The sequence below is a fragment of the Lichenihabitans sp. PAMC28606 genome (assembly GCF_020616535.1).
GTDB lineage: Bacteria > Pseudomonadota > Alphaproteobacteria > Rhizobiales > Beijerinckiaceae > Lichenihabitans > Lichenihabitans psoromatis.
Map to the genome: position 1 here is coordinate 121410 of NZ_CP085136.1, position 26157 is coordinate 147566.

Here is a 26157-nt window from a genome sequence, read left to right on the forward strand (position 1 = left end):
GAACAGCCCCGCGCTGCTTTCCGTTAACGATCTAAGGAGGCGTCCTCCACCATCCATCGGACAAGCTCACCAAATGATAAGCCGGCATGTGCTGCAAGCTCGGGAACCAGGGAGGTCTCGGTCATCCCGGGCTGCGTGTTGACTTCCAGCGCGATCAACTCCCCCGTGCCCTCGGGTCGGTCGTCGTAGCGGAAATCGGTGCGACTCACGCCGCGGCATCCGAGAGCCCGATGAGCCCTGAGCGCCAACTCTTGGACATGTTGGTAAATATTTTGTTTAAGATTTGCCGGAAAGACGTGGGTGGACCCGCCTTTGGCATATTTGGCATCGTAGTCGTAGAACTCGCCGGTGTTGGAAACGATGTCGATCACGCCGAGGGCGCGATCACCCATCACGGCACAGGTAAGTTCCCGTCCCGCAACGAAAGTTTCGGCCAGCAGGGTGTCGCCGAAAGTCCAATCCGGACGGCCGAGTTCCTGCGGCGGATGGCTTCGTCCCTCATGAACGATGATGACCCCGACGGACGAGCCTTCGTTAACGGGTTTGATCACGTAGGGCGGTGGCAGGACATGTTCGCGGGCCGCTTCGAATCGATTGACCAACATGCCATGCGCGACCGGCACCCCCGCAGCCGTGAACATGATCTTGGCTTTGTCCTTCTGCATCGCGATGGCCGACGCCAAAACACCGGAATGCGTATAGGGAATGCGAAGAATCTCCAGAATGCCCTGGATCGTCCCATCCTCGCCGACACGGCCGTGCAAGGCGTTGAAGGCCACATCCGGTCGCATCGCCGCCAGCGTCGCGCCGATGTCGCGGTCGATGTCGATGGGGGTCACGCGGTAGCCGACGCTTTCGAGCGCGGCGCCGCAGGCCGCCCCGGAGCGCAGCGACACCTCGCGCTCGGCCGACCAGCCACCCATCAGAACAGCGACATGCTTTGTCATCGATCTACTTTCTCGTTCGAGCCCAAGGCGGCGGTCCGCCTCATGCCGCAACCCCGATCCGTTTGATCTCCCAGCGCAGCGACACGCCGCTCGTCTCGAGAACGCGGGTGCGCACCTCTTCACCGAGCCCCTCGATATCGGCCGCCGTGGCGGTGCCGCGGTTGATCAGGAAGTTGCAATGCATCTCGGAGACCTGCGCGTCGCCGCGCACGAGACCCCGGCAGCCTGCCGCATCGATCAATTGCCAAGCCTTGTGGCCCGGCGGATTCGCAAAGGTCGAGCCGCCGGTCTTTTCACGGATCGGTTGCGACGCCTCGCGCGCCGTCGTGATGCGATCCATTTCGGCCAGGATGACGGCGCTTTCTCCCGGTCGGCCCTGGAAGACCGCCTGGGTGAAGATCACGTCATCCGGCGCCTCGGAGTGGCGATACGAAAAGCCCATGTCGGCATGGCCGAAGGTCCGGATCGTTCCGGACCGGTCGACGCCTCGCGCTTCGATCAAAGCATCCGTCGTCTCGCCGCCATGCGCCCCGGCATTCATGCGGAGTGCGCCACCGATCGAACCGGGAATGCCGCGAAAAAACGCGAGCCCGTCGATGCCCGCATCGGCTGCCGCGCGCGCGACTTTCACGTCTGGCGCGCCCGTTCCGGCCCGCAGGCGTTGGTCAGGCTCGACCGTGATCGCGCCAAATCCTTTGCCGAGCCGCACCACGAGCCCCCTGATGCCGCCGTCCCGCACGATGAGGTTGGAGCCGAGCCCGACGACCGTGACCGGAACCTCGGCCGGGATGCGGGCCAGCGCGTAGGCGAGGTCGTCCTCGTCGGCCGGCACGAATAGCATGTCGGCCGATCCACCGACGCGGAACCAGGTCATGGCGCCCAGTTTGTCGCCGAAGCTCAACCGCCCGCGCAGGTCGGGAAGCAGCGCGCGGAGGTCGGCCTCCTGCATCAAGCGTCCGCCGCGAGTTGCTGGGGCAGCGCGTTCGCCCATTGCGTGATGTTGCCGGCACCAAGACAAACGACGTAATCGCCCGGCTTGGCGAGATCGCGCACGAGGCGCGGCAGGTCGGCGGGAGAGGGCAGGGGCATGACGTTGCGATGGCCATGCGCCTTGATGGCGGCGACGAGACCGGCTTTGTCGACGCCCTCGATCGGAACCTCCCCGGCCGCATAGACATCCGCCACGATGACCGCATCGGCATCGTTGAAGCAGGTTGCGAAATCGCTGAACAGCGCCTGCAGCCGCGAATAGCGATGCGGCTGCACGATGGCGATGACCTGGTTTTTGGTCGAGGCACGAGCCGCTTTCAGCACCGCCGTGATCTCGACCGGGTGGTGGCCGTAATCGTCGAAGATTTCCGCGCCGTTCCATTCGCCTGTACGGGTGAAGCGGCGCTTGACGCCACCGAAATTCGCCAGAGCTTTGCGGATCAAGTCGATCGGCATTTTCAATTCATAGGCCACCGCGATAGCGGCCGTCGCGTTCAGCGCATTGTGATGGCCCGGCATGGGCATCACGACATTCTCGATATAGGTGGCGCCGTTTGTCTTGCGATCGCGGATCAGGACGTTGAACCGCGACACGCCGCCGGTCAGATCGACATCGAGCAGCCGCACGTCGGCTTGCGGGTTTTCGCCGTAGGTGATGACGCGCCGGTCCTCGATGCGGCCTACCAGCTCCTGCACGATCGGATGGTCGAGACACATGACCGCGAAGCCATAAAACGGCAGGTTCTCGACCAGCGTGAAGAAGGCAGCCTTGATGGCATCGAACGTCTTGAAGTGATCGAGATGCTCTGGATCGATATTGGTCACGATCGCGACATCGGCCGGTAGTTTCAGGAAGGTGCCGTCGCTCTCGTCGGCCTCCACCACCATCCAGTCGCCATCGCCGAGGCGCGCATTGGTGCCATAGGCATTGATGATGCCGCCGTTGATGACGGTCGGGTCGAACCCGCCCGCGTCGAGCAAGGTCGCGACCAGCGACGTGGTGGTGGTTTTGCCATGCGTACCCGAGATGGCGACGCAGGTCTTGAGGCGCATTAGTTCGGCCAGCATCTCGGCGCGACGCACCACGGGAAGACGGCGCTCGCGTGCGGCCGTCAACTCCGGATTGTCGCGGCGGATCGCCGTCGAGACCACCACGACTTCGGCATCGCCGAGGTTCTTCGCATCATGGCCAACGCTGATCGTGATCCCTTTGTCGCGGAGGCGCTGAACGTTGGCGCTCTCGGACGCGTCCGAGCCCTGGACCTTGTAGCCGAGATTGGCCAGCACCTCGGCGATGCCCGACATGCCGATGCCGCCGATCCCGACGAAGTGGATAGGGCCGAGTTCGCGCGGCAGTTTCATCGGGCGAGGCTTCCTTGAAGAGAGGCGATGTCGCTTGCGGCGGCATCATGGGCCGTGACACCGGCAATCGTGAGGACGAGATCGGCGAGGCGCTCGGCGGCATCCGGTAACCCGGCACGTTTGGCCTGTGCGGCTTGCGGGGCGAGAATTTCGGCGGGACTGGCGAGAATGCGGTTCAGTTCGCGCGCCAGCGCGTCCGGCGTGAAGGCCGATTGGCGGACCACCAAGGCCGCGCCGGTCCGCTGCAGGATCTGCGCGTTCGCGGCCTGGTCCTGATCGAGCGCGTGGGGGAATGGCACGAGGATCGAGGGGCGGCCGATCACCGCGAGTTCGCTGACCGTGGATGCACCGGCTCGCGCGATAACGAGATGTGCAGCGCCGATGCGGGCCGGCAAGTCCGCAAAGAACGGAGCCACTTCGGCCTGCACGCCAGCCTCCCGATAAACGGCGCGGACACGGGCTTCGTCTTCGCCGCGGGCCTGCTGCACGACGATGAGCCGCTGTCGGCTGCTGTCATCGAGAAGCGCGATGGCGGACGGCACCACATCCGACATGACGCGCGCGCCTTGCGAGCCGCCCGTCACGAGAATCCGCAGCATGCCATCCGCAAACCCGGGGTAGGGGCTGGCGGCGGCAGCCAGAACGGCGGGCCGAACCGGATTACCCGTGTGGGTCGCCTTGGCGAGCACGCCGGCCGAGGCGCGCCCAAGGGTCTCGAAGCCCGTCGCGATCGCGGTGGCGCCGCGCGCCAGAAAGGCGTTGGCGCGCCCGATCACGGCATTCTGCTCGTGCAGGATCACGGGAATGCGCCGCGATAGTGCGGCCACCATCGGCGGCACCGTCGGATAGCCGCCAAACCCCACCACAACACACGGGTTGATGCGTCCGAGCAGAGCGCGAGCCTGTAACGAGCCACGGCCCAAGGTCAGCATCGCATTGACCTTGGATAGGGCGGAGCCGCCGGTCGGCGTCGCGGCGCGGACCGCATGGATCGCATCGGCCGGGAAGGTGTCGGCATAAGCGAGCGCGCGGGTGTCGGTGACGAGTTCCACCGGAATGTTGCGCTGCCCCAAAGCACGGCTCAGCGCCTCGGCCGGGAACAGATGCCCGCCCGTGCCGCCAGCCGCGACCAGGACCGGACCGTTGCGGCGCTGTGTCTTGATCCGCACCGCCATCAGATCTTGTCTCCGATGCCGTCGAGCACGGCGGCGCGTGGACGCTTCCGCGTCACCGCGATCAGAAATCCCATGCCGACCGCCAGGCTGATGAGCGATGATCCACCATAGGAGATGAACGGCAGCGTCATGCCCTTGGCGGGCATCAGGTGAAGGTTGACCGCCATGTTGATGCAGCTCTGCACCCCGAAGAGCACCACGAGGCCAGCAGCGGCGAACCGGCAGAATGGGTCGTCGTTTCGGTCGGCCAGGAGCAGGCCGCGCAAGACGATGAAGGCAAAAAGGCCAGCCAGCGCGATGCAGAATAACAGGCCGAATTCCTCGCCCGTGACCGCAAAGATAAAGTCGGTATGGGCGTCGGGCAGCACGCGCTTGTAAATGCCTTCACCCGGTCCCTTGCCGAGCCAGGAGCCCGACGCGAAGCTTTCCATCGCGGTATCGACCTGGAACGTATCGCTGGCGCCGGGGCCATTACTCGGATCGACGAAGTGGAGAATGCGGTCGCGCACATGCGGCACGAGCTTATAGGCCAGGAACACGCTGGCGGCACCGGCGCCGCCGAGGCCGACGACCCAGAACAGATGCAGCCCCGCCATGAAGAAGAGAGTCGCCCACACGATCGAGAGCAGCATCGTCTGCCCGAAATCCGGCTGCAGGATCAGGGGAACGACCGTGATCGGCAGGAGCAGCAGAGCCAGCAGGTTGCCGGGAACGTCGCGCCGCCGCGCGCCTTCCGAAAACGCCCACGCGGCCAGGATCACGAAGGCGGGTTTGACGAATTCGGAGGGCTGGATGCCGAAAATCCAACGCCTCGACCCCTTCACCTCGTGGCCGAACATGAGCGCCACGATGATCAGACCCATGCCGACCACGAACAGAAGCAAGGCGGCGCGGCGGGTGTCGCGCGGCGACAGGAACGACGTCGCGATCAGCAACGCGGCGGCCGGGAGCATGAACATCGCTTGATGGCGCACGAAGTAGAAGGTCGACAGTCCGAGCCGTTCTGCGACCGCAGGGCTGCCCGCCATGGCCAGCACGATGCCGAGGATCATCAACAGACCGAGAGCGCCGAGAAGCCAGCGATCGACCGTCCACCACCAGTTGGCGAGACGCGAGTTTTCAGCGCGTGAGATCACGGGACTTCTCCTCAGCCTGGCCTGCGAGCGAGGCAGGCAGCGCCTCGACGAGCTCTCGGAAGCGCGTGCCCCGTTGCTCGAAATTCTTGAACTGATCGTAGGACGCACAAGCGGGAGCCAGCAGCACGACCGGCTCAGCCGCGTCCGAACGTGCCGCGTCGCGCGCCGCTGCCGCCACGGCGACATCGAGGGTCCCGCAGTCTTCGACCTCGACACGCCCATCGAGTTCGGCCGCAAAGGCCGCGCTGGACGTCCCGATCAGATAAGCTTTGGCGACACGGCTGAAGAAAGGCGCGAGCGGGGCGAGGCCGCCCTCCTTGGCGACGCCGCCGACGATCCAGAAGACAGGATCGAACGACTTCAGCGACTGCTCGGCCGCATCCGCATTGGTGGCTTTCGAGTCATTGACGAACAGCACGTGTCCGCGCTGCCCAACCTGCTCCATCCGGTGCGGCAGACCTCCGAAGCCGTGCAGCGCTTTCGGAAGATCGATCGGTTGGCTCGCGGGCAGCATCGAAGCGACGGCCTGCACGGCGACGATGGCGACAGCGGCGTTCTGCGCATTGTGGCGGCCGCGCAATGTCGCAACACCGGCAAGATCGGCGAGTATGTCCTGATTCTGCATCAGCCGCGTGCCGTCGAGCGTGACATCGGCCTGATGACCCGCGACCGAGATCGTGGTGAGCGTGATGCCACTTGCCTTGACCCGCGCCGCGATGGCGGCCGAATGGGGGTCGTCGACACCGATCACGGCACGATCGGCGGATGCCACAAGACGCTCCTTGATGGCGGCGTAATTCTCCATCGTGCCGTGGCGATCGATATGATCCGGCGTGAGATTGAGAAGGATCCCGACAGAGGCATGCAGGCTTGGCGCGAGATCGATCTGAAAGCTCGACAATTCAAGCACATGGACGCGATTGTTCGCGGGCGGATCGAGCGCCAGAACGGGCACGCCGATGTTGCCGCCCATCTGCGTGTCCCAACCCGCGGCGCGGCACAGATGCGCGATCAACGCCGTCGTGGTCGATTTGCCGTTGGTGCCCGTGATGGCGATGAGCGGCGCATCCGGCGCGACTTTGGCGCGCTCGCGGCAGAATAATTCGATGTCGCCGATGACCGGAAGGCCTGCGGCCTGCGCCAGGGTTGCGGTCCAATGCGGCTCGGGATGGGTCAGCGGAACCCCTGGCGCCAGCACGAGCGCCGAAAAACCGGACCACTCCGCGTCGCGGAGGTCCGCCACCGCTATGCCGCGAGTCCGCGCGGCCGCACGCGAGGTCTCCGAATCGTCCCAGGCCGTCAACTGCGCGCCACCCGCCAACAGTGCTTCGGCCGTCGCAAGGCCCGAGCCGCCAAGCCCGAACAAGGCGAGATGCTGATCCGCGAAGGCCGTGACGGGCGTCATACTCATCGCACCTTTAGGGTCGAGAGGCCGATGAGGGCAAGCATGAAGGCGATGATCCAGAACCGGATCACGATCTGTGATTCCGACCAGCCGAGCTGTTCGAAATGATGATGGATCGGCGCCATGCGGAACACCCGGCGTCCGGTCATCTTGAACGACGCAACCTGGACGATCACCGAAAGGGCTTCGAGCACGAAGAGGCCGCCGACGATACAAAGCACGACCTCGTGCTTGACCGCCACCGCGATCGTCCCGATCAGGCCGCCGAGCGCCAGCGATCCTGTGTCGCCCATGAAGATCTGGGCGGGGGGCGCGTTGAACCACAAAAAGCCGATGCCGGCCCCGATCACCGCCCCGGCCACCACCGCCAACTCGCCGGTCTGCGGCACATGGTTGATGCCGAGATAGGTCGCGAACAGGAAGTTGCCGGCGAAATAAGCGATCAGCCCGAAGGTCGCGGCCGCTACCATGACGGGAACGATCGCCAGCCCATCAAGGCCATCGGTCAGGTTCACGGCATTGCCGGACGAGACGATCACGAAGGCGCCGAAGACCACGAAAAACATGCCGAGATCAGCCACGTAACCGTTGAAAAACGGCAAGGCGAGGCCGGTCGTGCTGGCCGGCCCGACCTTCATCATGACCCAGACCGCCACGGCCGCGATCAACGTCTCGAGCCCGAGCCGCATGCGGCCCGAGAACCCCTTGTGGGTCTGTTTCGTCACCTTCAAAAGATCGTCGTAGAAGCCGATCATGCCGAAGCCGAGCGTCACCAGCAGGACTACCCAGACGTAGGGGCTCCGCAGGTTGGCCCAGAGCAGGGTCGAGAAGACGAGCCCTGATAGGATCATCAGGCCGCCCATGGTGGGCGTGCCTTTCTTGGTGAGAAGATGCGAGGCCGGTCCGTCGAGCCGGATCGGCTGGCCCTTCCCCTGCTTCAGCCGCAGCGCCGCGATGATTCGGGGACCGAAGAGAAACACGAACAAGGCTGCGGTTGCGGTCGCTCCGATGGTCCGGAACGTGAGATACCGGAACAGGTTGAGCGGACTGAACACACCCGCGAAATCCGTAAGCCAAGTCAGCATCGTCGATCCTCAAACCTCGCCGGAGCGGGGTGCGAATTGGCTTTTCAGCGCGGCGACGAGCGGCCCCATCTTGCTGCCGTTGGAGCCTTTCACCATGACCACGTCGCCCGCCCGGAGGGCAGCCGCCAAGGGCGCCTGGATAGCGGTCGATTGCTCGGCCCACAACCCTCGGGTAGCGGATGGCACAGCGTCGTAAAGCGGGCGCGTGAGGGGGCCGGCCGCGAACAGAAGATCGACCGACTGGGCCTGCACCTCGCCGGCGAGCGCTTCGTGCAGGGCCGGGGCATCCGGCCCAAGTTCGCGCATGTCGCCCAGAACCGCGATGCGGCGCCCGCCGTCGCCGACCGGCGTTGAGCCGAGGAGCGCGAGTGCGGCCCGCATCGAGGCCGGGTTGGCATTGTAGCTTTCGTCGATGAGCGTGATGGGGCCCGCCTCGGTCTGCAGGATCGTGCGTTCGCCACGTCCCGGCCCGGCCGAATAGGCCGCAAGCGCCAAGCTGGCGAAAAAGGGATCGATGCCGACCTCGGCCGCTGCGAGCAGAACCGCCAGCGCGTTCATGGCGAGGTGACGCCCTGGCGCGCCGAGCCGGAAGTGGACCAGCCTGCCGTGGATGGTCGCCTGAACGCTCGATCCATTGAGCTCCGGCGTCAGGGAATCGAGGCGTGCATCCGCCTCCGGATGTTCGCCGAAGGTCAGTACACGAGCCGCCGGCGAGGCTTCGGCGCGGGTCAGCAAACGATAAAACGTGTCGATGTCCCGATTGATGATCGCGGTGCCGCCCGGCTGAAGGCCGGAAAAGATCTCGGCTTTGGCGTCGGCGATCTCGGAGACCGAGCGGAAAAACTCGAGATGGACGGGCGCCACCGTCGTGATGATGGCGACATGCGGCTTGACCATCGCGGTCAGCGGTTCGATCTCGCCCGCATGGTTCATGCCGATCTCGAACACGCCGAATTGCGTCGCTCGCGGCATGCGCGCCAGCGTCAGGGGCACGCCCCAATGGTTGTTGTAGGATGCTGCCGACGCGTGGGTCTCACCGGCGCCGCTGAGCACCAGGCGCAGCGCTTCTTTGGTGCCGGTCTTGCCGACCGAGCCGGTCACCGCGACGATTTTGGCATCGGTTCTGGCGCGGGCCGCGCGCCCAAGGCTCTGCATGGCCTTCAGCGTGTCGGTCACGACATAAAGTGAGCCGCGCCCGCGCACCACATCGTAGTGGCTCTCATCGACCACGGCGGCTGCAGCACCTTTTTCAAAGGCTGTCGCGACATGGTCGTGCCCATCGCTGGCGTCGCCCTTGATGGCGACGAAGAGATCACCGGGCTCGATCGTGCGGGTGTCGATCGAAACGCCCGTAATGCCGGTCGGAATGGGGCCGGCGACGCGTGCGTCAAGCGGCGTGACGAGGCCGAAGCCGGACCAGAGCTTATCGCGCGTCATCGTTGAGCCTCCGCGATGGCGGCCAGAATGGTTTCGTGGTCCGAAAAGGGCAGCACGGTTCCGCCGACGATCTGGCCGGTCTCGTGTCCTTTGCCGGCCACCACCAACACGTCGCCGTCGCAGAGGTCGGCAACGGCTATGCGGATCGCCGCGCCACGATCGGCGATTTCGATTGCGTCCGGCGCGGCCGCCAGGATGGCGTGCCGGATGGCGGCCGGATCTTCCGAGCGGGGATTGTCGTCCGTCACGATGACGCGATCGGCCCGCCGCGCCGCGATAGCGCCCATCAAGGGACGCTTGGCCGCGTCACGATCGCCGCCGCAGCCGAAAACGACCGTCAAGCGGCCGCGCGCATAGGGACGCAGGGTTTCGAGGATCTTGTCGAGCGCATCCGGCTTGTGGGCATAGTCGACGAAGATCGGCGCGCCCTTGTGGCTGCCGACCCGTTCGAGACGGCCCGGCGCGCCCTCGAGCCGTTTGAGGCTTCCGAAAACCGCCTCGGGCTCGCTGCCCGTGGCAATGCAGAGGCCCGCCGCCAGCAGGGCGTTGGCGACCTGAAACGCGCCGGCGAGCGGCAGCCGAACAGCGAAGGCATGGCCTGCATGTGCGATGCTCAAAAGTGTGTCGAATCCCTCGGGTTCGGCCGAGATCAAGCGAAGATCATGGCCGGCGCGGCCCGTAGTCGACACCCGCAAGCCGCGTGCCCGCGCCGCCGAGATAACGGTTGGTGCGACATCACTATCCGCGTCGATAACGGCGGCGCCACCAGCCGGCAGCAGCGTGTCGAACAAGCGGAGCTTGGCCCGGAGATAATCGGCGAGGTCGGCGTGATAATCGAGGTGATCGTGCGACAGGTTGGTGAAGCCGCCCGCCGCGAGCCGCAGCCCGTCCAGCCGGTGCTGGTCGAGACCGTGCGAGGAGGCCTCCACCGCGAGATGGGTGACGCCCTCGCGGCTGAGTTTGTCGAGCGTCGCATGAAGCGTGATCGGATCGGGTGTTGTCAGCGAGCCATAGACCGCGCCGCTCGGAGCCACGACCCCGATGGTGCCGAGAGAGGCTGCCCGCTGGCCGAGGATCGTCCACATCTGGCGCAGAAAGGCGGTCACGGAGGTTTTGCCGCTGGTGCCGGTGACGGCCACGATGGTGCCGGGCTGGCCGGGCGTGAAGACCGCCGCAGCCGTAGCGAGCGCGACGCGGATGTCGGGAACCTCGATGAGCGGCACGGCGGATGTGATCGGCGCGGCGCCGGCTTCCATCACGATGGCGGCGGCCCCGCGCTGGATCGCCTGCGGAATGAAAGCCGATCCATCCTGTCGGGTCCCAGGAACGGCGAAGAACAGCGTGCCCGGCACCACGGCGCGGCTGTCAGACGCCAAAGCCGCGATGTCCATCGCCGCGATGTCAATCGCCGCGATGTCGATCGCCGCGAAGTCGGGCCGACCGGCCGTTCCGGGCAAGAGCGCGTCGAGCCTCACGGCTGCATCACGTCGGCGAGGCCGATGCCGAGCTTCGCCACATAGGGGAAGGGCTGCTGCGGCAGCACGAAGTTCGGCGGCATGTCGAGAATGGGCGCGACGCGAGCCATGATCTTGCCGCAGACTTCGCCCGAGTTCCAGGCGGCCGTGTGGAAGCCATAGGTCCCCGGCACAGCCTGCGGATCGTCCATCAGGACGAGGAAGAGGTATTTGGGCTTATCGGCCGGCATGATCGACATGAACGTGGTGAACACCTTATCCTTGGCGTAGCGGCCATGGATGATCTTATCGGCCGTCCCGGTCTTGCCGCCGGCGAAATAGCCCGGGATGTTGATCTTCTTGGCCGAACCCACGGCAGCATTGAGGCGCATCAGGTAGCGTAGCTCTTCCGACACCTCGGGCCGCACCACGCGCGGATATTCCGTCCGGACGTCGTCCGAATCGCGGCGCAGGAAGGTCGGCTTGATGAGGTAGCCACCGTTGACGAGGCCCGCCACCGCCATCATGGCCTGCAACGGGGCCACGTTGAGACCCTGGCCGAAGGCGGCCGTGATGGTGTTGAGCTCGCTCCAGGGCTTCGGGATCAGCGGCATTGCATTTTCAGGTAATTCGGTCCGCAGCCGGTCGAATTGGCCCATCTTTTTCAGAAATGCCTGATGGCCCTCGATCCCGACCAGCATGGCCATGCGGGCGGTACCGACGTTGGATGAGTATTTGAAGACTTCTGGTACGGTCAGAAACCGTCCTTCGTTGTGGAAGTCGTGGATGGTGAAGCGCCCGTAACGCAGGCTGTCACGCGCATCGAGCTTCGAGTTTAACGTGACCTTGTTGGCTTCGAGCGCCATGGCGATCGAGATCGCCTTGAAGGTCGACCCCATCTCGTAGACGCCGACCGTGAGATGGTTGATGTGGTTTGGATCGAGGTTGAGCGCTTCGGCCGGATTATTGGGGTCGTAGTCGGGTAGGGACGCGAAGGCGATCATCTCGCCGGTGTTGACGTTCATGATCGCGGCTGCGCCGGATTTCGCCTTGAAATGCTCGATGCCCTTGGCGAGTTCGTCGCGCATCGCATGAGTAGCGTTCAGGTCGATCGAGAGCGTGATGGGCTTGAGGTCGTCGGACGATAGTTTGAAGCCGGCGCCATGCAGGTCGGCCAAACCTTGTCCGTCGATGTATTTCTCAATACCGGCGATGCCCTGATTGTCGAGGTTAGCGAAGCCGAGAACATGCGCCGCGATCGGCCCATTCGGGTAGACGCGACGATTTTCCGGCAGGAAGCCGATGCCGGGCAGGCCGAGATGGTAAACCTCCGCCTGCTGGCTCGGCGTGATGCCGCGCTTCACCCAGACGAAGCCCTTACGCGAGCCAAGCCGGTCCCGCAGGTCGTGCGCATCGACATCCGGCAGCACGGCCGTCAGCAGTTCGACTGCCTCGTCCTTGTCGATGATGCGGCGCGGTTCGGCGAAGACCGACATGGTCTTGATGTCGGTCGCCATCACGGCGCCGTTGCGGTCGAGAATGTCAGGTCGGGCGCCCGAGACGGCCTCCGCGGCCGCACCCTTTAGGCTTTGCGAATTGTCGGGCTTGAAGCCAAGCAGCACCAGCTTGCCCGAAATCAGGCCGAACACCATGATGAAGCCGATCGCGACGAGGCGTAGGCGCGAGCTGCTTTTGTCGAGCCGCGTTCGCATGACGTCGGCGAGAAACTGCGCCATGCGGCTCTTCGGTGCCCCGGCGGGATCCGGCTCGATGAAGTCGACGTTCGATTCAGCCATGACTTATCTCGCCGAGGAGGGGGTCGCGACGCTGCCGCCTGCGCGGCGATCCTGCGGCGTGTTGGTCGGCTCGGCCAAGCCGAGCGAGTCGAGCTTTCGGCCGATCGTGTCGACCTTGGGTGGCCGGTCGGGGAGTTCGGCCAGTTGCACGATCTGGTCGAGCGACAGCATTCGAAGGTTCGTGTGCTGTTCGGCCAAGGCCTGCAGTCGCTCCGGACGGGTCAGCAGCGCCCATTCGGCGTGCAATCGGGCGATTGCATCCTGCTGGTCGGCGATCTGGTGCTTGGCCTTGATGATCTGTTCGGCGAACAGGATCGTCTCGTATTTGATCGAATAGGCGTAGCCCGCAGACGCCACCAGGATCGTGACCGCGAGAATGTTGACGAAGCGCCACATGGCTACCGCCTGTTCTGAACGGTGGGGAGCCGGGCAAGATCGAGCCAGCGCGGATCGAGGGCTCCGACCGGCGCGTCGGTGCGGGTGCCGACCCGGAGCTTGGCCGAGCGGGAGCGTGGGTTCGTGGCGACCTCTTCGGGCGAGGGGCCGATATGCTGGCGTCCCTCGAGCGTGAACGTCGGCACCACGGCTTCGGGCTCGCCCGGCAGATGACGCGACCGCGTCTCGCCGCCGCCGCGCCCGGAACGGGCCGCGAAGAAGCGCTTGACGATGCGGTCCTCAAGCGAATGGAAGGTGACGACCGCGAGACGACCGCCTGGCGCGAGAACCTGCTCGGCCGCCGTCAATCCACGGACCAGTTCGCCCAGTTCGTCGTTAACCGCGATGCGGAGGGCCTGAAACGTGCGTGTGGCGGGGTGGATATCGCGCGGGCCAAGCGGCGCGACGCGCGCGATCATGTCGGCGAGAGGCTTCGTGCGGGTGAAGGGCATGATGGCGCGATCATGCACGATGGCGCGGGCGATGCGGCGCGAGGCACGCTCTTCGCCGAAGTAAAAGAGGATGTTGGCGAGGCTTTCCTCATCGGCCGTGTTGACGAGGTCGGCGGCGCTGTCGCCACGCTTCTCCATCCGCATGTCGAGCGGGCCGTCGAAGCGGAACGAGAAGCCGCGCTGTTCCTCGTCGATCTGCATCGACGAGACGCCGATGTCGAGCACGACGCCATCGAGCGGCCCCAGGCCGAGCTCGCCGACGACGGTGTCGAGATTGCCGAACCGCGCCTCACGCAAGGTGAGCCGGCCATTTGCGGCTTTGACGAGCGCGGCGCCGCCCGCGATCGCGCTTGGATCGCGATCGAGTGCGATGACGCGCGTGCCGGCATGATCGAGAATGGCGCTGGTATAGCCGCCCGCCCCGAAGGTTCCGTCGAGATAGAGGCCGCCATCGCGGAGCGCGAGGCTACCAAGAGCCTCTCCGCGGAGCACAGGAAGATGTCGAACCGATCCGCCTGCGGCGAGGACAGGTCCATCGCCGCGACCCGACATCATTCCTGTGCTCCTGGAGGCGACGACGATGGACCATCCATCGTCGCGGGTCGAGAACCGTATTGCTGCCGCAACGCGCGGGTCTGCTGTCTGGCCTCCAGCAGGCGCGTGCGGAAACTGCTCGGCTCCCAAATTTGAAACTTCTGGCCGGCGCCCACGAAGGTCACTTCGCTCGTGATGCCGGCATGCTCCTTGAGCGCTTCGGTGAGGCTGATGCGCCCTTCGGCATCGATCTTCAGGATGTCGCTTTCGCCCAGCAGCGTCATGGCGATCGCATCGCGGTCCGCCGAAAAGGGCGAGAGCGGTTCGATCATGGCGTCGATCTGGTTCAGCAAAGCCTGCCCCCCACAGTCGAGCGTCGGAAGGTCGAGCGAAGGGTGGACGTATAATCCCTCGAACCCGTCTCGAGCCACCACTGCCCTGAACGATGCGGGAATCGATACGCGACCCTTGGCGTCCAGCTTGTTGGTGAAATTCGAGACAAAACGATCCACCGTTCCCCCAGAGCCCACCCCATTCCAAACGTCGCGACAAATCAGTCGGAAGGCTTTGCTCCACCGGCGGGTGGAACGCTGCATCCGAACCGGAAAACCCTACGCTGGACGGGATGATTTGGGATATCATGGGACCATATGGGCGTCAATAAAACGGCAGCGACGTCCGACGCGACGCAGCAGCCTCCCGGTCATTAGAAAGCGTTAAGGTTAAGAGAGTGTTGCGCGCGGCAACGGCCCCGAAAATGCCATCATCGAGCTTGGCGGCGCGGAAATTATTTTTTTTGGTGGAAACTATGGTTTCGCGGCCCCGCGGAGCGAAGCCGCCGCGCCGGTGCCGTAGCGAAGGTCATGTCCCCGGGGCGCGAATGCCAGTCGGCCTATAAGCCGGGTTCTGTATGGCGGGCTGCCGAAGCCTCCCGCGTGACGACCATTCCTCTGGTGCGACCGTTGCCGGCCGCCTCAAGCAACCAACCCGGACGACGTCCCGGAGACGGGTGGAATCATTGCTGATCCCATGTCGTCCCTATTCGGTTTTGCTCCCGGTGGGGCTTGCCATGCCATCGACGTTACCGCCGATGCGGTGCGCTCTTACCGCACCCTTTCACCCTTACCCGGATCCGAAGCGAACCTCGGACCGGGCGGTCTTCTCTCTGTGGCGCTTTCCCTAGGGTCACCCCCGCCGGACGTTATCCGGCACCGTTTCTCCGTGGAGCCCGGACTTTCCTCCGCCCGAAAGCGACGGCCGTCCAGCCGACTGGCAGGTCGGGCTCTAGGCGCTCACGCTCGGAAAGGCAAATGGAACGGATTAGGCGCGGGCCATGATCGACCGCGCCTTGCTGCAGTAGGAACGCTGCGCGGCGTTGAAGCGGTGAACGCGATGGCCGCTTTGGTAATAGGCGAGCGTGCGGCACACGTCGCCGCCGGACGCGCGATAGGCCTCGGCCAGCACTTTCATGCCGTAGCGGAGGTTGGTATCGGCCGAGAGAAGGCCGGAAGCGCTCCCGCCAAATCCATGGCGGCGCGCCGTGTCGGTCTTGATCTGCATCAATCCCATGGCGCCGTGGTTGCGCGCGCGAGGGTTGCCGCGGCTCTCGATGCGGATCACGGCTCGCGCGAGCCCGACCGGGATACCATTATCATGCGCATGTTGCGCCACCAGAGCCTCGAGGGTCGGGGCAGGGTCTTCATGGGCCTGGTTTGCCTGCGGTGCAGCGGCTTCTTCGGCTGAAGCGACACTCCCGAAAACGATCGCGGCGAGAAGGCCGACCATGATGCTTTGATGCAATTTCAACCAATATTCCCTTCTGGGCGATTCATACTGGCCTCTCTCCTTTCGGCGCATCTTGTCGGAAAAATGTCATCTTTCAGGCAGCCGACCTGATTCGAAAAATCGATCTGCTGTATGGTCGCTTGCTGATCAGTCGTCGCTAAAATACAACAGTGATGATCGGAAGGCCCAAGCGTCGATCCGCCCCGCTTCTGCGGTAATATTAGGCTTGACCCAGCACGGAAGATTGTGCAGTGGCGCGACGATGCTTGTGATTGGCCGTTTTCCTGTCTTTTTATAGGGGTGTTGCCTTTTCGCCCTCTGCTGTTTGCTGTAGGCAAGCACAAGGGGTGAATCGGACCGATTGACGCAAAATGTTGCTGCGATGGTCGAACCAGGAGGAGCGAAGCTTGAAAAGGACTGTTCTATTGGCGGGCGCGCTAGCGTCGGCCTTGGCCATGTCGGGATGTGCGACCCCGCAGGGGCAGAATGCCGCTGGCGGCGCTGTGCTTGGCGGTGCGACCGGCGCGTTGATCGGTGGCTTGGCGTCGGGTCGTCCCGGTGGCGCGCTTGCGGGCGCGGCCATCGGTGCTGGCACAGGCGCGATCCTCGGCGCGGCCGCGACGCCGCCGCCGCCGCGCCCGGGCTATTATTACGCCGCTCCCCCGCCGCCGCCCGCCTGCGCGCGCCGTGGCTTCGATGAATATGGCAACCCGGTTTGCCTGCGCTACTACGGCTACTGAGATCGACGGAGGCGTCATGTCATCCGATATGACGCCTTCGGGTCCCACCGCGTCACAGCCCGGCACACGTCTTCCGCTCACCATCGTGGCATCGCCGAACCACGGCGAGCGGCTGGGTGCCATCCCGACTATCCTCGTTCTGCACTACACGGGCATGTCGGACGGTGCGTCAGCGCTAGCTTGGCTGTGCAACCCAGTCTCCCAAGTGTCTTGCCATTATGTGGTCGAGCAGGATGGTGGCATCCTGCAACTCGTGGCGGAAGATCGGCGCGCCTGGCACGCGGGTCGCTCCGCTTGGCGCGGGCTGACCGACCTCAACTCCGCATCGATCGGGATTGAGATCGTCAATGCCGGTCATGATGGCGGCTTGCCGGACTATCCCGCCGCTCAGATCACCGCCGTCACCGATCTCTGCCGCGATATCGTGGCGCGATACGCGATCCGGCCGGACAATGTGCTGGCGCATTCGGATATCGCGCCAGGGCGCAAGCAGGATCCGGGCGAGCGCTTTCCCTGGTCGACCTTGGCCGAAGCGGGCGTCGGCCTCTGGGTGCCGCCCCGCCCCGACAGGTCCGGTCCATGTCTGCGGATCGGCGATACAGGCGCACCTGTCGAGGCAATCCAACGCAAGCTCGCGGCCTTTGGATATGGGCTGCCGATCACCGGCTCATTCGATACGGCGACCGAAGCGGTCGTCCGATCGCTTCAGTTGCATTTCCGCCCCGAGCGGGTCGATGGCGTCGCCGATCCGGCCACGCTCGACACGCTGGACGATCTCCTGGCCAAGCTGGCTTAGAGAACCGTCTCGAGCAGAGCAGCGAGATCGCGCTTGATGGCGTCCTTGCAGGGATCGGCGGCCTCGAGAATACGCGCCGCATAGAAGAAATCCAGCAACCGGAACCGTTCGACCGGCGGATGAACGACAAGATGCGGCGGACGTTCGCGCAGCATTCGCGCCGTCAGCGCTGCCTGCATGATCTGGGTCGCGCCGAGCATCGCCTCGAAGGGCTGCGGCGCGATGCCTTGTCCATCGGCCCGACCCGGCGACACATCGCAGGCCAGCACCACCGAGGCCTGATCGAACAGCATCTCGTATGGCAAGGGATTGACGACGCCGCCATCCACCAGCACCCGCCCGTCGCGCTCAACCGGTTTGACCATGCCGGGGATCGCCATCGAGCCCGCGACGGCACTGCGGAGATCGCCCGATTGCAGCACCAATTGCGCGCGGGCGTTGAAATCGGTCGTCACCACCAGAAGCGGCAGCAGCAGGTCCTCGAAATTGGCCGGAATGTCGTCGGGCCAGAACGACGGCAGCAGCAGTTCCGCGTCCAGCAGCACCGGGTTGACCAAACCGCGCTTCAGAATGTCGGTGAAGCGTCCGACGCGGGCCTCCAACATGCGTCCGAGCAGCAGCCGTCGGTTGCGGAGAACGCGCAGCGAAAAGGCGCGAATGTCGCGCGCCGTCATGCCCGCCGCATAGGCGGCCGCCACCACCGCGCCCATCGAGGCGCCGGCGAGCACGAGTGGACGCACCCCGAGGTCGTCCAAAGCTTCGAGCACGACGATATGGGCGAGGCCGCGAGCGCCGCCGCCGCCGAGCGCCACCGCGACACCGCAGGGCGGACGGACGAAAGCCGGCGCGACCGATCGTGTTTCGTCGTTTCTCATGCGGAGAAAAAGCGCAGCAGGGCCTGACCGGTCGCTGCGGCATTCTCCTCGGCGAGGAAATGCCCGGATTCGATCGTCTCACCCGTGGCCTGCGGCGCAAATCCGCGCCGCCAGACATCCAGCGGGGCGTCTTTACCGGGTCCCTGCAGGTAATCCGAACTCGCCAGAATATGAACGGGGCACGAGATGGTCTTACCGGCTGCCGCATCGGCTTCGTCGGCGGCGCGATCGAGCGTCGCACCGGCCCGGTAGTCCTCGCACATGGCATGGATGCGCGTCGGTTCCGTCCAGGTCGCGCGATAATGGTCGAGCGCGCGCGGGTCGAAGGCCGCAAGCGATTTGGCCTTCGACCACTTGACCAGCAGGCCGCCGAACGCGGCAGCCGGGTCCTCGCCGAAGGCTTGCTCGGGCCGCGGTTCGGGTTCCGCAAGCGTGGTCCAATGGGGAGCGTCGCCGCTGCCGGCCTCGATCTGGCGCCACACCTCCATGGTCGGCTCGATATCGAGCAGCGCGAGCTTGCTCAGCCGGCCGGGGTGATCGAGCGCCAGCCGGTAGCCGACCCGTGCGCCGCGATCGTGTCCCGCAAGAGCGAATTGGGCATGGCCAAGATCGTCCATCACGGCAATGACATCGCCGGCCATCACGCGTTTCGCATAGCCATCGCCATTTTGGCTGCGCGGCACAGACGACCATCCATAGCCGCGAAGGTCCATGGCCACGACGGTGAAATGCTTGGCGAGATCCGGCGCGATCGCGTGCCACATCGCCATGGTTTCGGGAAAACCGTGCAGCAGCATGAGCGGGGGGCCGGAGCCGCCGACCCGCGCGAAGATGCGACCCGCATCGGTCGCGACGTTGCGTGAGGCGAAACCGGGGAAGAGGTCGGCGAGATCAGGCATCAGCGTCTCCTTTCAGGCGGCAATGCCGTCGCGCGGTGGGCGTTTCAATCGAGGGGCGGAACCGGCCGAACGGCGCGCCAGCCGATGTCGCGCCGGCAGAACCCTCCGGGCCAGTCGACGGCATCGACGGCCGCATAGGCCCGCGCCTGCGCTTCGGCTGCGTCGCGACCGAGGGCCGTCACGGTCAACACGCGACCGCCATCGGCCAGAAGCGCGTCGCCCTCCTGTCGCGTGCCAGCGTGGAATACCGTCACGCCCGGGCAGGCTTCTGCAGCCGTCAGATCACCGATGCGCGTGCCTTTGATCGGGTGAGCCGGATAGCCGTTGGCGGCCAGCACGACCGTGAGCGCTGTCGCCTCGTCGAACACGGGAGGCGTGTCGGGCAGATGGCCGCGCGCGGACTCCAGCATGAGGGGCAGGAGATCGGTGTGCAGCCGAGGAAGGATGACTTGCGTCTCGGGATCGCCGAACCGAACGTTATATTCGATCAACTGCGGCGCGCCGTTCTCCACCATCAGGCCCGCGAACAGGACACCGCGAAACGGCGTCCCGCGCTCGCTCATGCCGCGCAGTGTCGGCAGGATGATCTCGCCCATGATGCGCGCTTCGAGTGAGGCATCGACCAGGCGTGCCGGCGAGATGGCGCCCATGCCGCCCGTATTCGGACCGGTGTCGCCGTCGCCGACGCGTTTATGATCCTGGGCCGAGCCGAAGCCGAGCGCCCGCGTACCGTCGCAGATGGCAAAGAACGAGACTTCCTCGCCCGACAGAAAGGCTTCCACCACGACAGACGCACCCGCGCTGCCGAACGAGCCGCCGAACATGTCGTCGATCGCGGCCTCGGCGTCGGCCCGGGTTTCGGCGATGATAACGCCCTTGCCGGCCGCCAGCCCATCCGCCTTGATGACGACCGGCAGCGGATGATCGCTGAGATAGGCTCGCGCCGCGTCGGCGGTGTCGAAGCGAGCATAGGCGGCGGTCGGGATCGCGACCTCGCGGCAGAGATCCTTGGTGAAGCCTTTCGAGCCTTCCAGCGCGGCGGCGGCTTGGGAGGGGCCGAAGGCTAAAATCCCGGCGTCGGAGAGTCGGTCCACCACACCGGCGACCAGCGGCGCTTCGGGGCCGACCACGACGAGATCGACGGTTTCGCGTTGCGCCAGCGCCACGATCGCGGCCAAATCCGTGAGATCCACGGGCAGGTTGAGGCCCAACACCGCCGTGCCTGGATTGCCGGGAGCGATCAACAGGCGCGTGAGAAGCGGGCTACGCGCCAGCGACAGCGCCAGAGCATGTTCGCGACCGCCCGAGCCGAGCAGCAGGACCTTCAACGAAACGGCCTCTCGGCGATAACCATCATGACGAACGTCCGGCGACCAGCAGTGTTGCGATGCGATAGGACCTACATCGAACGCCAAAGAACCGCCATCACGTCGTGATGTTTCCCACACCGCGATCAGCGTCCCCGGCAGGAGTATCACCAGCAATGACCATCATGGCAGCAGTCTGTGGCATCATGATCGTCTTACTCGGGCTGTGGAGCACCGGCCGCTCGCCGACCGAGGTTCAATTGGCGGTGGAAATCACCTGTCTGGTCGGCGGACTCATCCTCTGCTTCCTCTCCGTCGTTCTGGCCCGTCTAGCGGCGCTGGCGAAACGCATGGAGCTGTTCGGCGAGGCAATCCAACCGGGAGAATAGCCCCGAGCCGCAAAGCCCTGGAAGACAGCGCCGCGCGGTCGCGATAAAACAAGGCGATGCTGAAGCCGAAATCCTCCCGTCGCCCTTCCGGAGCCCTTGCGGCCGCACCCGGCCTGCCGATGGTCGACGACGACGGCGTGGTGCGCGCCACCGCGAACCCGAACGACCAGGAGATGACGGTGAGCGCGCTCGCAGGCGCGCTGAAGCGAACCGTGGAAGATCGATTCGGTTACGTGCGGGTGCGCGGTGAAATCTCGAACTACCGCGGCCCGCATTCCTCCGGCCATGCCTATTTTTCGCTGAAAGACGATGCTGCCCGCATCGATGCGGTGATCTGGAAGACGTCGTTCGCCCGGATGAAGATCAAGCCCGAGGAAGGGCTGGAGGTCATCGCCTCGGGCAAGATCACGACTTTCCCCGGCAAATCCGCCTATCAGATCATCATCGAGAGTTTGGAGCCGGCCGGCGTCGGCGCCCTGATGGCGGCCGTGGAAGAACGACGTCGGCGTTTCGCCGCCGAGGGCCTTTTCGATGCCGCCCGTAAGCGACCCATTCCGTTCCTGCCGGGCGTGATCGGCGTCATCACCTCGCCGACCGGGGCGGTCATCCGCGACATCCTGCATCGCATCGCCGGGCGGTTTCCCCGTCATGTCGTGGTGTGGCCGGTCCGCGTCCAAGGCGACACAAGCGCCGCAGAGGTCGCGCGGGCGGTTGCGGGCTTCAACGATCTGAGGGTCGCCGGCATCCCGGCCCCGCATGTCATCATCGTGGCACGGGGCGGGGGATCGCTGGAGGATCTCTGGAGCTTCAACGACGAGGCGATCGTCCGCGCGGTCGCGGCCAGCACGATCCCGATCATTTCGGCGGTCGGTCACGAGACCGATTGGACGTTGATCGACCACGTGGCCGACCTGCGCGCGCCGACACCCACCGGGGCAGCCGAACTCGCCGTTCCGGTGCTGCTCGACCTGATGGGCGCGATCGACCGGCTGGAAGGGCGGCAGACCGCCGCTATGTTGCGACTGCTCGAGGATCGGCGTCTCTCGCTGCACGGGCTGTCCCGCCTGCTGCCATCGGGGGGTGATCTGCTGGCCGGGCCCCGGCAACGGCTCGATCTTGCGGCATCGCGGCTACCGGGTGGCCTCCGGGCCGGGACAGATCGCCGCCGCATTCTGCTGGTTCGCATCGGTGGCCGGCTCGCCGCGCAAGCGCCTCGGGCCCGGGTGGCGCGCGTGGCGCAGCACCTTGATGCGTTAGCGCATCGCATGATGCGGGCCGAGGCCGGCTTGCTCGGGGATCGCCAGCGTCGATTGAAAACGGCCGGCGACCGTCTCGCGGCCGCTTTTGCGGCACGGCTGCGGCTCGCCCGTGAAGTGGCCAGCGCCCGGCAGACCCGTGTCTCGGGTCTCGACGCGCGCATGCGTCTCGCCATGGTGGCCGCCTCTCAGCGCCGCACCGCGAGGCTCGCTTCGGTCAGCCAGTTGCTGACCGGGCTGGGCTACCGCAGTGTGCTGGCCCGCGGGTTCGTGTTGGTGCGCGATGCAGCGGGGCAGACCATGCGCTCAGCCTCGGCTCTCGCCCCGACAGACCTCATCCTGCTCGAATTCGCCGATGGGCAAGCTCGCGCTCAGGTGATCGACACGGACGTCGTTGAAGCGGCCGCAGATCCCGCAGTTCCGTCGTCAAGCGCGCGGAGGACGAAGGCGGGACCAAAATCGTCCGCGACGTCGGTTCCCAAAGCCACGACCAAGTTGCCACGGACGCCGCTGTCGACCAAGCAGGGTTCGCTTTTCTAATCGTCCGACGACGGCACGGGCCTGTTGGCTCGCGGCCGGGCACGGCTTATATCTCGCGCAGACCCCATACCTTATTCGACCGGCCCCTGGGCTCGGCTTCTCTGGATGCTGACAAGATGAACCGTTTCGAGCGCCGTCCCGCCGCTGCCGTCGAGGCCGAAGTGCAGTATCTCGATGGTGATTTCCGCGTCGTCAGGCCCGGCTCTTTCGTGCGCTGCGCCGTCACGCAGGAGCCGATCCCGCTCGAGGAATTGCGCTATTGGAACGTCGCCTTGCAGGAAGCCTATTCGAGTCCCGATGCCAAGTTGGTCCGCTTGGGCCTGAGGGACAAAATCGCCGACTAACCTCGGCTGAACGCCTCCGCAAGGCTGGCCAGGATCGCGGCCGTCTCGTCAAAGGCGAGCCGTACCGGTAGCGTCAAGGTCTCGAACCGCGGCGGAAGCCGCACCCGATCTTTCTCGGTAGTGATCAGCGTCGCGTCGGTCTGTTCCGCAGCCTGCGTTAGCCGCGCGAGGTCGCCGCGACCATAGACGTGATGATCGGGAAAACTCAGACGATCGGCCACTGTGAGCCCTAAGGCATCGAGGGTCGCAAAAAACTTTTCGGGCCGTCCGATTCCCGCGAAGGCCAGCAAGCGGCGGTGACGGACCATCGCGACGGTCTTTCTATCCGGATCGAGCCGTCCGGTCGTGACGGGTATTCCGGCGCGCTCGGCTTCGCCCGCGACGGCTTCGCCAGGCTGACCGCCGCCGATCACGCAGAGCATTGAAACGAACGGCCATTGACGCTTGATCGGCGCCCTCAAGGGACCGGCCGGGAGGCATAATCCGTTGCCGATGCCCGACCCGCCGTCCACCACCGCGATCGAGACATCTTTGACGAGCGCCGGATTTTGAAGGCCGTCGTCCAGCACCAGGACGTTCGCTCCGGCCTCGATTGCGAGACGGGCCGCAGCCGGTCGGTCGGCCGCGACAATCGTCGGCGCGACGCGTGCCAACAGCAGGGGTTCGTCGCCGCAGTCCTCAGCCACATGGTGGTCGGGGTCGACCACGAAGGGGTCGCGCTTGGGGTTCCGTCGGCCATAGCCGCGCGACAGAAAGGCGGGGCGATGGCCCATGTCGATCAGCAATCGCGCGATCGCGATGGCGGTCGGCGTCTTGCCGGCGCCGCCTGCCACCAGATTGCCGATGCAGATCACCGGAACCGGCGCGCGCCAGCCCGGACGTGCCATGCGGTGTGCCGTGAGCCCGCCATAGATCGCGCCCGCTGGCCGCAGCAACGTGGCCGCGACCGAGGCGGTCGGCTGCCACCAGAAGGTCGGCGCCCGCATCAGAGTCCCTGGCGCGCGAACACGCGTTTGGCGAAAGGCTCGATCGCCCGCATGGTTCGATCCGTCGCGCCGCAATGGCGCTCGACCGCATCGGCGGCGGCGCGCGCCATGCGGCGCAACTTCACCCCGTCCGACAGCAGGGCCGTCAACGTATCGGCCAAGGCTTTGCCGTCGGCCATGGTGGCGGCGCCCTCTGCCGCATCGAGTGTGCGGTAGACCTCGGCGAAATTCGCCACCAGCGGCCCATGCAGGATCGCGCTGCCGAGCTTGGCCGGCTCGATCGGATTTTGGCCGCCGCCCCCCGCGAGCGATTTGCCGACAAAGACGACGCCGGTCAGTCGGTAGAACAGACCGAGCTCGCCCATCGTGTCGGCGACGTACACATGCGTCTGGTGATCCAGCGTCTGGCTCCGTGAGCGCAGCGTGGCGCGAAGGCCAAGGCTCGCGGCCGCCTCGGCGATCGCGCCGCCACGCTCGGTCTGACGTGGCACCACGATCGTCAGAACATCCGGGAAACGGCGAAGCAGACGCCGATGGACATCAAGCATGATGGCTTCCTCGTCCACATGGGTCGAGGCGGCGAGCCACACCGGTCGCGATCCGATCAGACCGGCGAGATCGCTGACGCGATCGCGGTCGGCCGGGGGCGGCGGCACGTCGAATTTCAGGTTGCCGCCCACCGTCACGGCCGGGGCGCCGAGCGCCTTGAAACGGTCCGCATCCTCTTTGGTTTGTGCGACGCAGAGCGTCGTCCGATCGAGCACCGCTCTGATGAAGCGGGGAAAACGCCGCCAGCGTGCGAATGAGCGGGCCGAAAGGCGCGCGTTGACGAGAAGCAGCGGCACATCCCGCTTGGAGAGCTCGACGATGAGATTGGGCCAGAGTTCGGACTCGGCCAGCATCGCGAGATCCGGCCGCCAATGATCGAGAAAGCGGCTGACGAAGCGCGGAATGTCGAGCGGCAGGAATTGGTGGATGGCACCGGGTGGAAGCCGCTGCCCGAGGATGGCGGCGGACGAGACGGTTCCGGTCGTGACCAGAACGGCGAAGCCCCGCGTCGTGAGCCGTTCGATCAAGGGCAGGAGCGCCAGCCCTTCTCCGACACTTGCGCCGTGAAGCCAGGCGATGGGACCCTCGGGACGGGCCTCTCCGGCCAACCCCATGCGCTCCCCGAGGCGGCTCAGGCTTTCCTTGCCGCGACGCTCCCGCCGTCGCAGAAACGAGCCGGCTGCCGGTCCGAGCAAGCGGCTGCCACCACGGTAGAGCAGAAGAAGAAGACTACGACGGTCGTTCACTGGGCGGTGCCGGCGCGCCGCATATCCGCGAGAGCCTGCCCCGGGTCGCGACTGCCGACCAGAGCATAGGCGCGCGCATGAACTGCGTTCAACCCGTCCTCGACGGCTCGACGCGCGCGTTCGAGCGCGTCAGCATCCGCGTCTCGGTCGACCCGAATGGGGTCGCCGAGCACCATGGCGCCGTTGCCGAAGGGTTTGCCGAGGCTGGCCCGATCCCATGATTTGAAATCGTAGCGTCGGCTCGTCACTACGGCGATCGGGTAGATCGGCCGTCCCGAGAGACGGGCGAGCGCGACGATGCCGAGCCCGGCTTGACGTGCCACTTTCGGCACGTCGGCGGTCATCACGATGGTCTGTCCCTCGCGCAAGGCGCGCGTCATGCTCAACAACGCCGCACCGCCGCCGCGCCGACGAGATTTTGAGGCTTCACCGCCCGACCCACGGATCGCCCGCACACCGAAGCGGCGCAGGATGACGGCATTGATCTCCCCGTCGCGGTGGCGCGAAATCAGCGCCGACACCCGCGCGCCCTTTGGCCAGGCATAATGAATCATCAGATGCTGGCCATGCCACATCGCAGCGATCACCGGCAGATCCGGGCCAATCGCGTCGAGAAAGTCCGGTGGATCCTGCACGAAGCGGTTCGTCGCCTTCACAAGCCGCAGATAGACGCTCGCCAGAAAGCCGGCGGTTTCCTGAACCGGTCGCGTCCGTCCAAGCTTCTTCAGCATGAACCA

The 26157-nt window shown here is 65.6% G+C and carries 25 protein-coding genes and 1 other RNA gene; 5 read left to right on the forward strand and 21 right to left on the reverse strand.

Going from position 1 to position 26157, the window contains the following annotated elements; genetic code table 11:
* Positions 1–23 precede the first annotated feature (23 nt).
* The 15 genes from LGH83_RS00540 to LGH83_RS00610 form a co-directional block, all read right to left on the reverse strand.
* Entirely contained in the window at positions 24–947 is a 924-nt protein-coding gene (locus LGH83_RS00540) for a D-alanine--D-alanine ligase (RefSeq protein ID WP_227400196.1), read from the reverse strand.
* Between the two features lie 40 nt (positions 948–987).
* On the reverse strand, positions 988–1896 hold the full coding sequence (gene murB, locus LGH83_RS00545; protein WP_227400197.1) for a UDP-N-acetylmuramate dehydrogenase: 909 nt from the start codon (positions 1894–1896) through the stop codon (positions 988–990).
* Entirely contained in the window at positions 1896–3299 is a 1404-nt protein-coding gene (murC, locus tag LGH83_RS00550; protein WP_227400198.1) for a UDP-N-acetylmuramate--L-alanine ligase, read from the reverse strand. Before murC ends, murB begins: the two co-directional genes overlap by 1 nt.
* Positions 3296–4474: an undecaprenyldiphospho-muramoylpentapeptide beta-N-acetylglucosaminyltransferase gene (murG, locus tag LGH83_RS00555; protein WP_227400199.1), complete on the reverse strand. Its 1179-nt coding sequence runs from the start codon at positions 4472–4474 to the stop codon at positions 3296–3298. Before murG ends, murC begins: the two co-directional genes overlap by 4 nt.
* Entirely contained in the window at positions 4474–5610 is a 1137-nt protein-coding gene (locus LGH83_RS00560) for an FtsW/RodA/SpoVE family cell cycle protein (RefSeq protein WP_131115713.1), read from the reverse strand. Before LGH83_RS00560 ends, murG begins: the two co-directional genes overlap by 1 nt.
* Positions 5594–7015: a UDP-N-acetylmuramoyl-L-alanine--D-glutamate ligase gene (gene murD / locus LGH83_RS00565; RefSeq protein WP_227400200.1), complete on the reverse strand. Its 1422-nt coding sequence runs from the start codon at positions 7013–7015 to the stop codon at positions 5594–5596. The genes LGH83_RS00560 and murD overlap by 17 nt, the downstream gene beginning before the upstream one ends.
* A 2-nt stretch (positions 7016–7017) precedes the next feature.
* The gene (gene mraY, locus LGH83_RS00570) at positions 7018–8100 is read right to left on the reverse strand and encodes a phospho-N-acetylmuramoyl-pentapeptide-transferase (protein WP_131115717.1); all 1083 of its coding nucleotides are present in this window, start codon (positions 8098–8100) and stop codon (positions 7018–7020) included.
* 9 nt (positions 8101–8109) lie between these two features.
* Positions 8110–9537: a UDP-N-acetylmuramoylalanyl-D-glutamyl-2,6-diaminopimelate--D-alanyl-D-alanine ligase gene (locus LGH83_RS00575; RefSeq protein WP_227400201.1), complete on the reverse strand. Its 1428-nt coding sequence runs from the start codon at positions 9535–9537 to the stop codon at positions 8110–8112.
* Positions 9534–10928 (reverse strand): UDP-N-acetylmuramoyl-L-alanyl-D-glutamate--2,6-diaminopimelate ligase, encoded by a 1395-nt coding sequence (locus tag LGH83_RS00580; protein ID WP_227401947.1) that lies wholly within the window; start codon positions 10926–10928, stop codon positions 9534–9536. The genes LGH83_RS00575 and LGH83_RS00580 overlap by 4 nt, the downstream gene beginning before the upstream one ends.
* A gap of 80 nt (positions 10929–11008) precedes the next feature.
* On the reverse strand, positions 11009–12787 hold the full coding sequence (locus LGH83_RS00585; protein ID WP_413771080.1) for a peptidoglycan D,D-transpeptidase FtsI family protein: 1779 nt from the start codon (positions 12785–12787) through the stop codon (positions 11009–11011).
* A 3-nt stretch (positions 12788–12790) separates the two neighbouring features.
* On the reverse strand, positions 12791–13183 hold the full coding sequence (locus LGH83_RS00590; protein ID WP_131194298.1) for a hypothetical protein: 393 nt from the start codon (positions 13181–13183) through the stop codon (positions 12791–12793).
* 2 nt (positions 13184–13185) lie between these two features.
* Positions 13186–14229, reverse strand: coding sequence for a 16S rRNA (cytosine(1402)-N(4))-methyltransferase RsmH (rsmH, locus tag LGH83_RS00595; protein WP_227400202.1), 1044 nt, complete (start codon positions 14227–14229; stop codon positions 13186–13188).
* Positions 14226–14720 carry a division/cell wall cluster transcriptional repressor MraZ gene (gene mraZ / locus LGH83_RS00600; RefSeq protein ID WP_227400203.1) on the reverse strand — a complete coding sequence of 165 codons (495 nt, stop codon included), beginning with the start codon at positions 14718–14720 and terminating at the stop codon, positions 14226–14228. The genes rsmH and mraZ overlap by 4 nt, the downstream gene beginning before the upstream one ends.
* A 367-nt stretch (positions 14721–15087) precedes the next feature.
* An RNA gene (rnpB, locus tag LGH83_RS00605) (RNase P RNA component class A) lies at positions 15088–15481 on the reverse strand.
* A gap of 47 nt (positions 15482–15528) precedes the next feature.
* Complete coding sequence (locus LGH83_RS00610; RefSeq protein ID WP_227400204.1) at positions 15529–16014, reverse strand: lytic transglycosylase domain-containing protein; 486 nt, start codon at positions 16012–16014, stop codon at positions 15529–15531.
* A gap of 386 nt (positions 16015–16400) precedes the next feature.
* Between LGH83_RS00610 and LGH83_RS00615 the strand changes: the two genes are divergently transcribed.
* Both LGH83_RS00615 and LGH83_RS00620 read left to right on the forward strand, forming a co-directional pair.
* Positions 16401–16733, forward strand: coding sequence for a hypothetical protein (locus LGH83_RS00615; protein WP_131115733.1), 333 nt, complete (start codon positions 16401–16403; stop codon positions 16731–16733).
* 16 nt (positions 16734–16749) lie between these two features.
* A complete protein-coding gene (locus LGH83_RS00620; RefSeq protein WP_413771081.1) occupies positions 16750–17529 on the forward strand; it encodes an N-acetylmuramoyl-L-alanine amidase in 780 nt (259 codons plus the stop codon).
* Here LGH83_RS00620 and LGH83_RS00625 read toward each other — a convergent pair.
* Genes LGH83_RS00625 through purD form a run of 3 tightly spaced genes read right to left on the reverse strand, consistent with a single transcriptional unit; the run spans position 17526 to position 20631 of the window.
* Positions 17526–18404, reverse strand: coding sequence for a patatin-like phospholipase family protein (locus LGH83_RS00625; RefSeq protein ID WP_227400205.1), 879 nt, complete (start codon positions 18402–18404; stop codon positions 17526–17528). The genes LGH83_RS00620 and LGH83_RS00625 overlap by 4 nt on opposite strands.
* Complete coding sequence (locus LGH83_RS00630; protein WP_227400206.1) at positions 18401–19303, reverse strand: alpha/beta hydrolase; 903 nt, start codon at positions 19301–19303, stop codon at positions 18401–18403. Before LGH83_RS00630 ends, LGH83_RS00625 begins: the two co-directional genes overlap by 4 nt.
* A gap of 44 nt (positions 19304–19347) precedes the next feature.
* Positions 19348–20631: a phosphoribosylamine--glycine ligase gene (gene purD / locus LGH83_RS00635; protein ID WP_227400207.1), complete on the reverse strand. Its 1284-nt coding sequence runs from the start codon at positions 20629–20631 to the stop codon at positions 19348–19350.
* Positions 20632–20786: 155 nt separating this feature from the next.
* On the opposite strand from purD, the gene LGH83_RS00640 reads away from it, so the two are divergent.
* The 3 genes from LGH83_RS00640 (at position 20787) to LGH83_RS00650 (ending at position 23139) form a co-directional block, all read left to right on the forward strand.
* Complete coding sequence (locus LGH83_RS00640; RefSeq protein ID WP_227400208.1) at positions 20787–20999, forward strand: hypothetical protein; 213 nt, start codon at positions 20787–20789, stop codon at positions 20997–20999.
* A gap of 119 nt (positions 21000–21118) precedes the next feature.
* Complete coding sequence (xseA, locus tag LGH83_RS00645) at positions 21119–22795, forward strand: exodeoxyribonuclease VII large subunit (protein ID WP_413771135.1); 1677 nt, start codon at positions 21119–21121, stop codon at positions 22793–22795.
* Positions 22796–22911: 116 nt separating this feature from the next.
* The gene (locus LGH83_RS00650) at positions 22912–23139 is read left to right on the forward strand and encodes a DUF2093 domain-containing protein (protein WP_227400210.1); all 228 of its coding nucleotides are present in this window, start codon (positions 22912–22914) and stop codon (positions 23137–23139) included.
* Here LGH83_RS00650 and lpxK read toward each other — a convergent pair.
* The 3 genes from lpxK to LGH83_RS00665 are packed head-to-tail and all read right to left on the reverse strand — an operon-like array spanning position 23136 to position 26151.
* A complete protein-coding gene (lpxK, locus tag LGH83_RS00655) occupies positions 23136–24125 on the reverse strand; it encodes a tetraacyldisaccharide 4'-kinase (RefSeq protein ID WP_227400211.1) in 990 nt (329 codons plus the stop codon). The genes LGH83_RS00650 and lpxK overlap by 4 nt on opposite strands.
* Entirely contained in the window at positions 24125–25420 is a 1296-nt protein-coding gene (locus LGH83_RS00660) for a 3-deoxy-D-manno-octulosonic acid transferase (RefSeq protein ID WP_227400212.1), read from the reverse strand. The genes lpxK and LGH83_RS00660 overlap by 1 nt, the downstream gene beginning before the upstream one ends.
* A complete protein-coding gene (locus LGH83_RS00665; protein WP_227400213.1) occupies positions 25417–26151 on the reverse strand; it encodes a lysophospholipid acyltransferase family protein in 735 nt (244 codons plus the stop codon). Before LGH83_RS00665 ends, LGH83_RS00660 begins: the two co-directional genes overlap by 4 nt.
* Between the last annotated feature and the right edge of the window lie 6 nt (positions 26152–26157).

Coding starts and splice junctions, on each gene's coding strand:
- LGH83_RS00650 (WP_227400210.1), top strand. CDS start 22,912: ATGAACCGTTTCGAGCGCCGTCCCGCCGCTGCCGTCGAGGCCGAAGTG.
- LGH83_RS00540 (WP_227400196.1), bottom strand. CDS start 947: ATGACAAAGCATGTCGCTGTTCTGATGGGTGGCTGGTCGGCCGAGCGC.
- mraY (WP_131115717.1), bottom strand. CDS start 8,100: ATGCTGACTTGGCTTACGGATTTCGCGGGTGTGTTCAGTCCGCTCAAC.
- LGH83_RS00640 (WP_227400208.1), top strand. CDS start 20,787: ATGACCATCATGGCAGCAGTCTGTGGCATCATGATCGTCTTACTCGGG.
- LGH83_RS00580 (WP_227401947.1), bottom strand. CDS start 10,928: ATGGACATCGCGGCTTTGGCGTCTGACAGCCGCGCCGTGGTGCCGGGC.
- LGH83_RS00585 (WP_413771080.1), bottom strand. CDS start 12,787: ATGGCTGAATCGAACGTCGACTTCATCGAGCCGGATCCCGCCGGGGCA.
- lpxK (WP_227400211.1), bottom strand. CDS start 24,125: ATGCGGGCGCCGACCTTCTGGTGGCAGCCGACCGCCTCGGTCGCGGCC.
- murG (WP_227400199.1), bottom strand. CDS start 4,474: ATGGCGGTGCGGATCAAGACACAGCGCCGCAACGGTCCGGTCCTGGTC.
- rsmH (WP_227400202.1), bottom strand. CDS start 14,229: ATGATGTCGGGTCGCGGCGATGGACCTGTCCTCGCCGCAGGCGGATCG.
- LGH83_RS00575 (WP_227400201.1), bottom strand. CDS start 9,537: ATGACGCGCGATAAGCTCTGGTCCGGCTTCGGCCTCGTCACGCCGCTT.
- xseA (WP_413771135.1), top strand. CDS start 21,119: ATGGTCGACGACGACGGCGTGGTGCGCGCCACCGCGAACCCGAACGAC.
- murD (WP_227400200.1), bottom strand. CDS start 7,015: ATGACGCCCGTCACGGCCTTCGCGGATCAGCATCTCGCCTTGTTCGGG.
- murC (WP_227400198.1), bottom strand. CDS start 3,299: ATGAAACTGCCGCGCGAACTCGGCCCTATCCACTTCGTCGGGATCGGC.
- LGH83_RS00665 (WP_227400213.1), bottom strand. CDS start 26,151: ATGCTGAAGAAGCTTGGACGGACGCGACCGGTTCAGGAAACCGCCGGC.
- LGH83_RS00620 (WP_413771081.1), top strand. CDS start 16,750: ATGTCATCCGATATGACGCCTTCGGGTCCCACCGCGTCACAGCCCGGC.
- LGH83_RS00630 (WP_227400206.1), bottom strand. CDS start 19,303: ATGCCTGATCTCGCCGACCTCTTCCCCGGTTTCGCCTCACGCAACGTC.
- LGH83_RS00625 (WP_227400205.1), bottom strand. CDS start 18,404: ATGAGAAACGACGAAACACGATCGGTCGCGCCGGCTTTCGTCCGTCCG.
- murB (WP_227400197.1), bottom strand. CDS start 1,896: ATGCAGGAGGCCGACCTCCGCGCGCTGCTTCCCGACCTGCGCGGGCGG.
- LGH83_RS00590 (WP_131194298.1), bottom strand. CDS start 13,183: ATGTGGCGCTTCGTCAACATTCTCGCGGTCACGATCCTGGTGGCGTCT.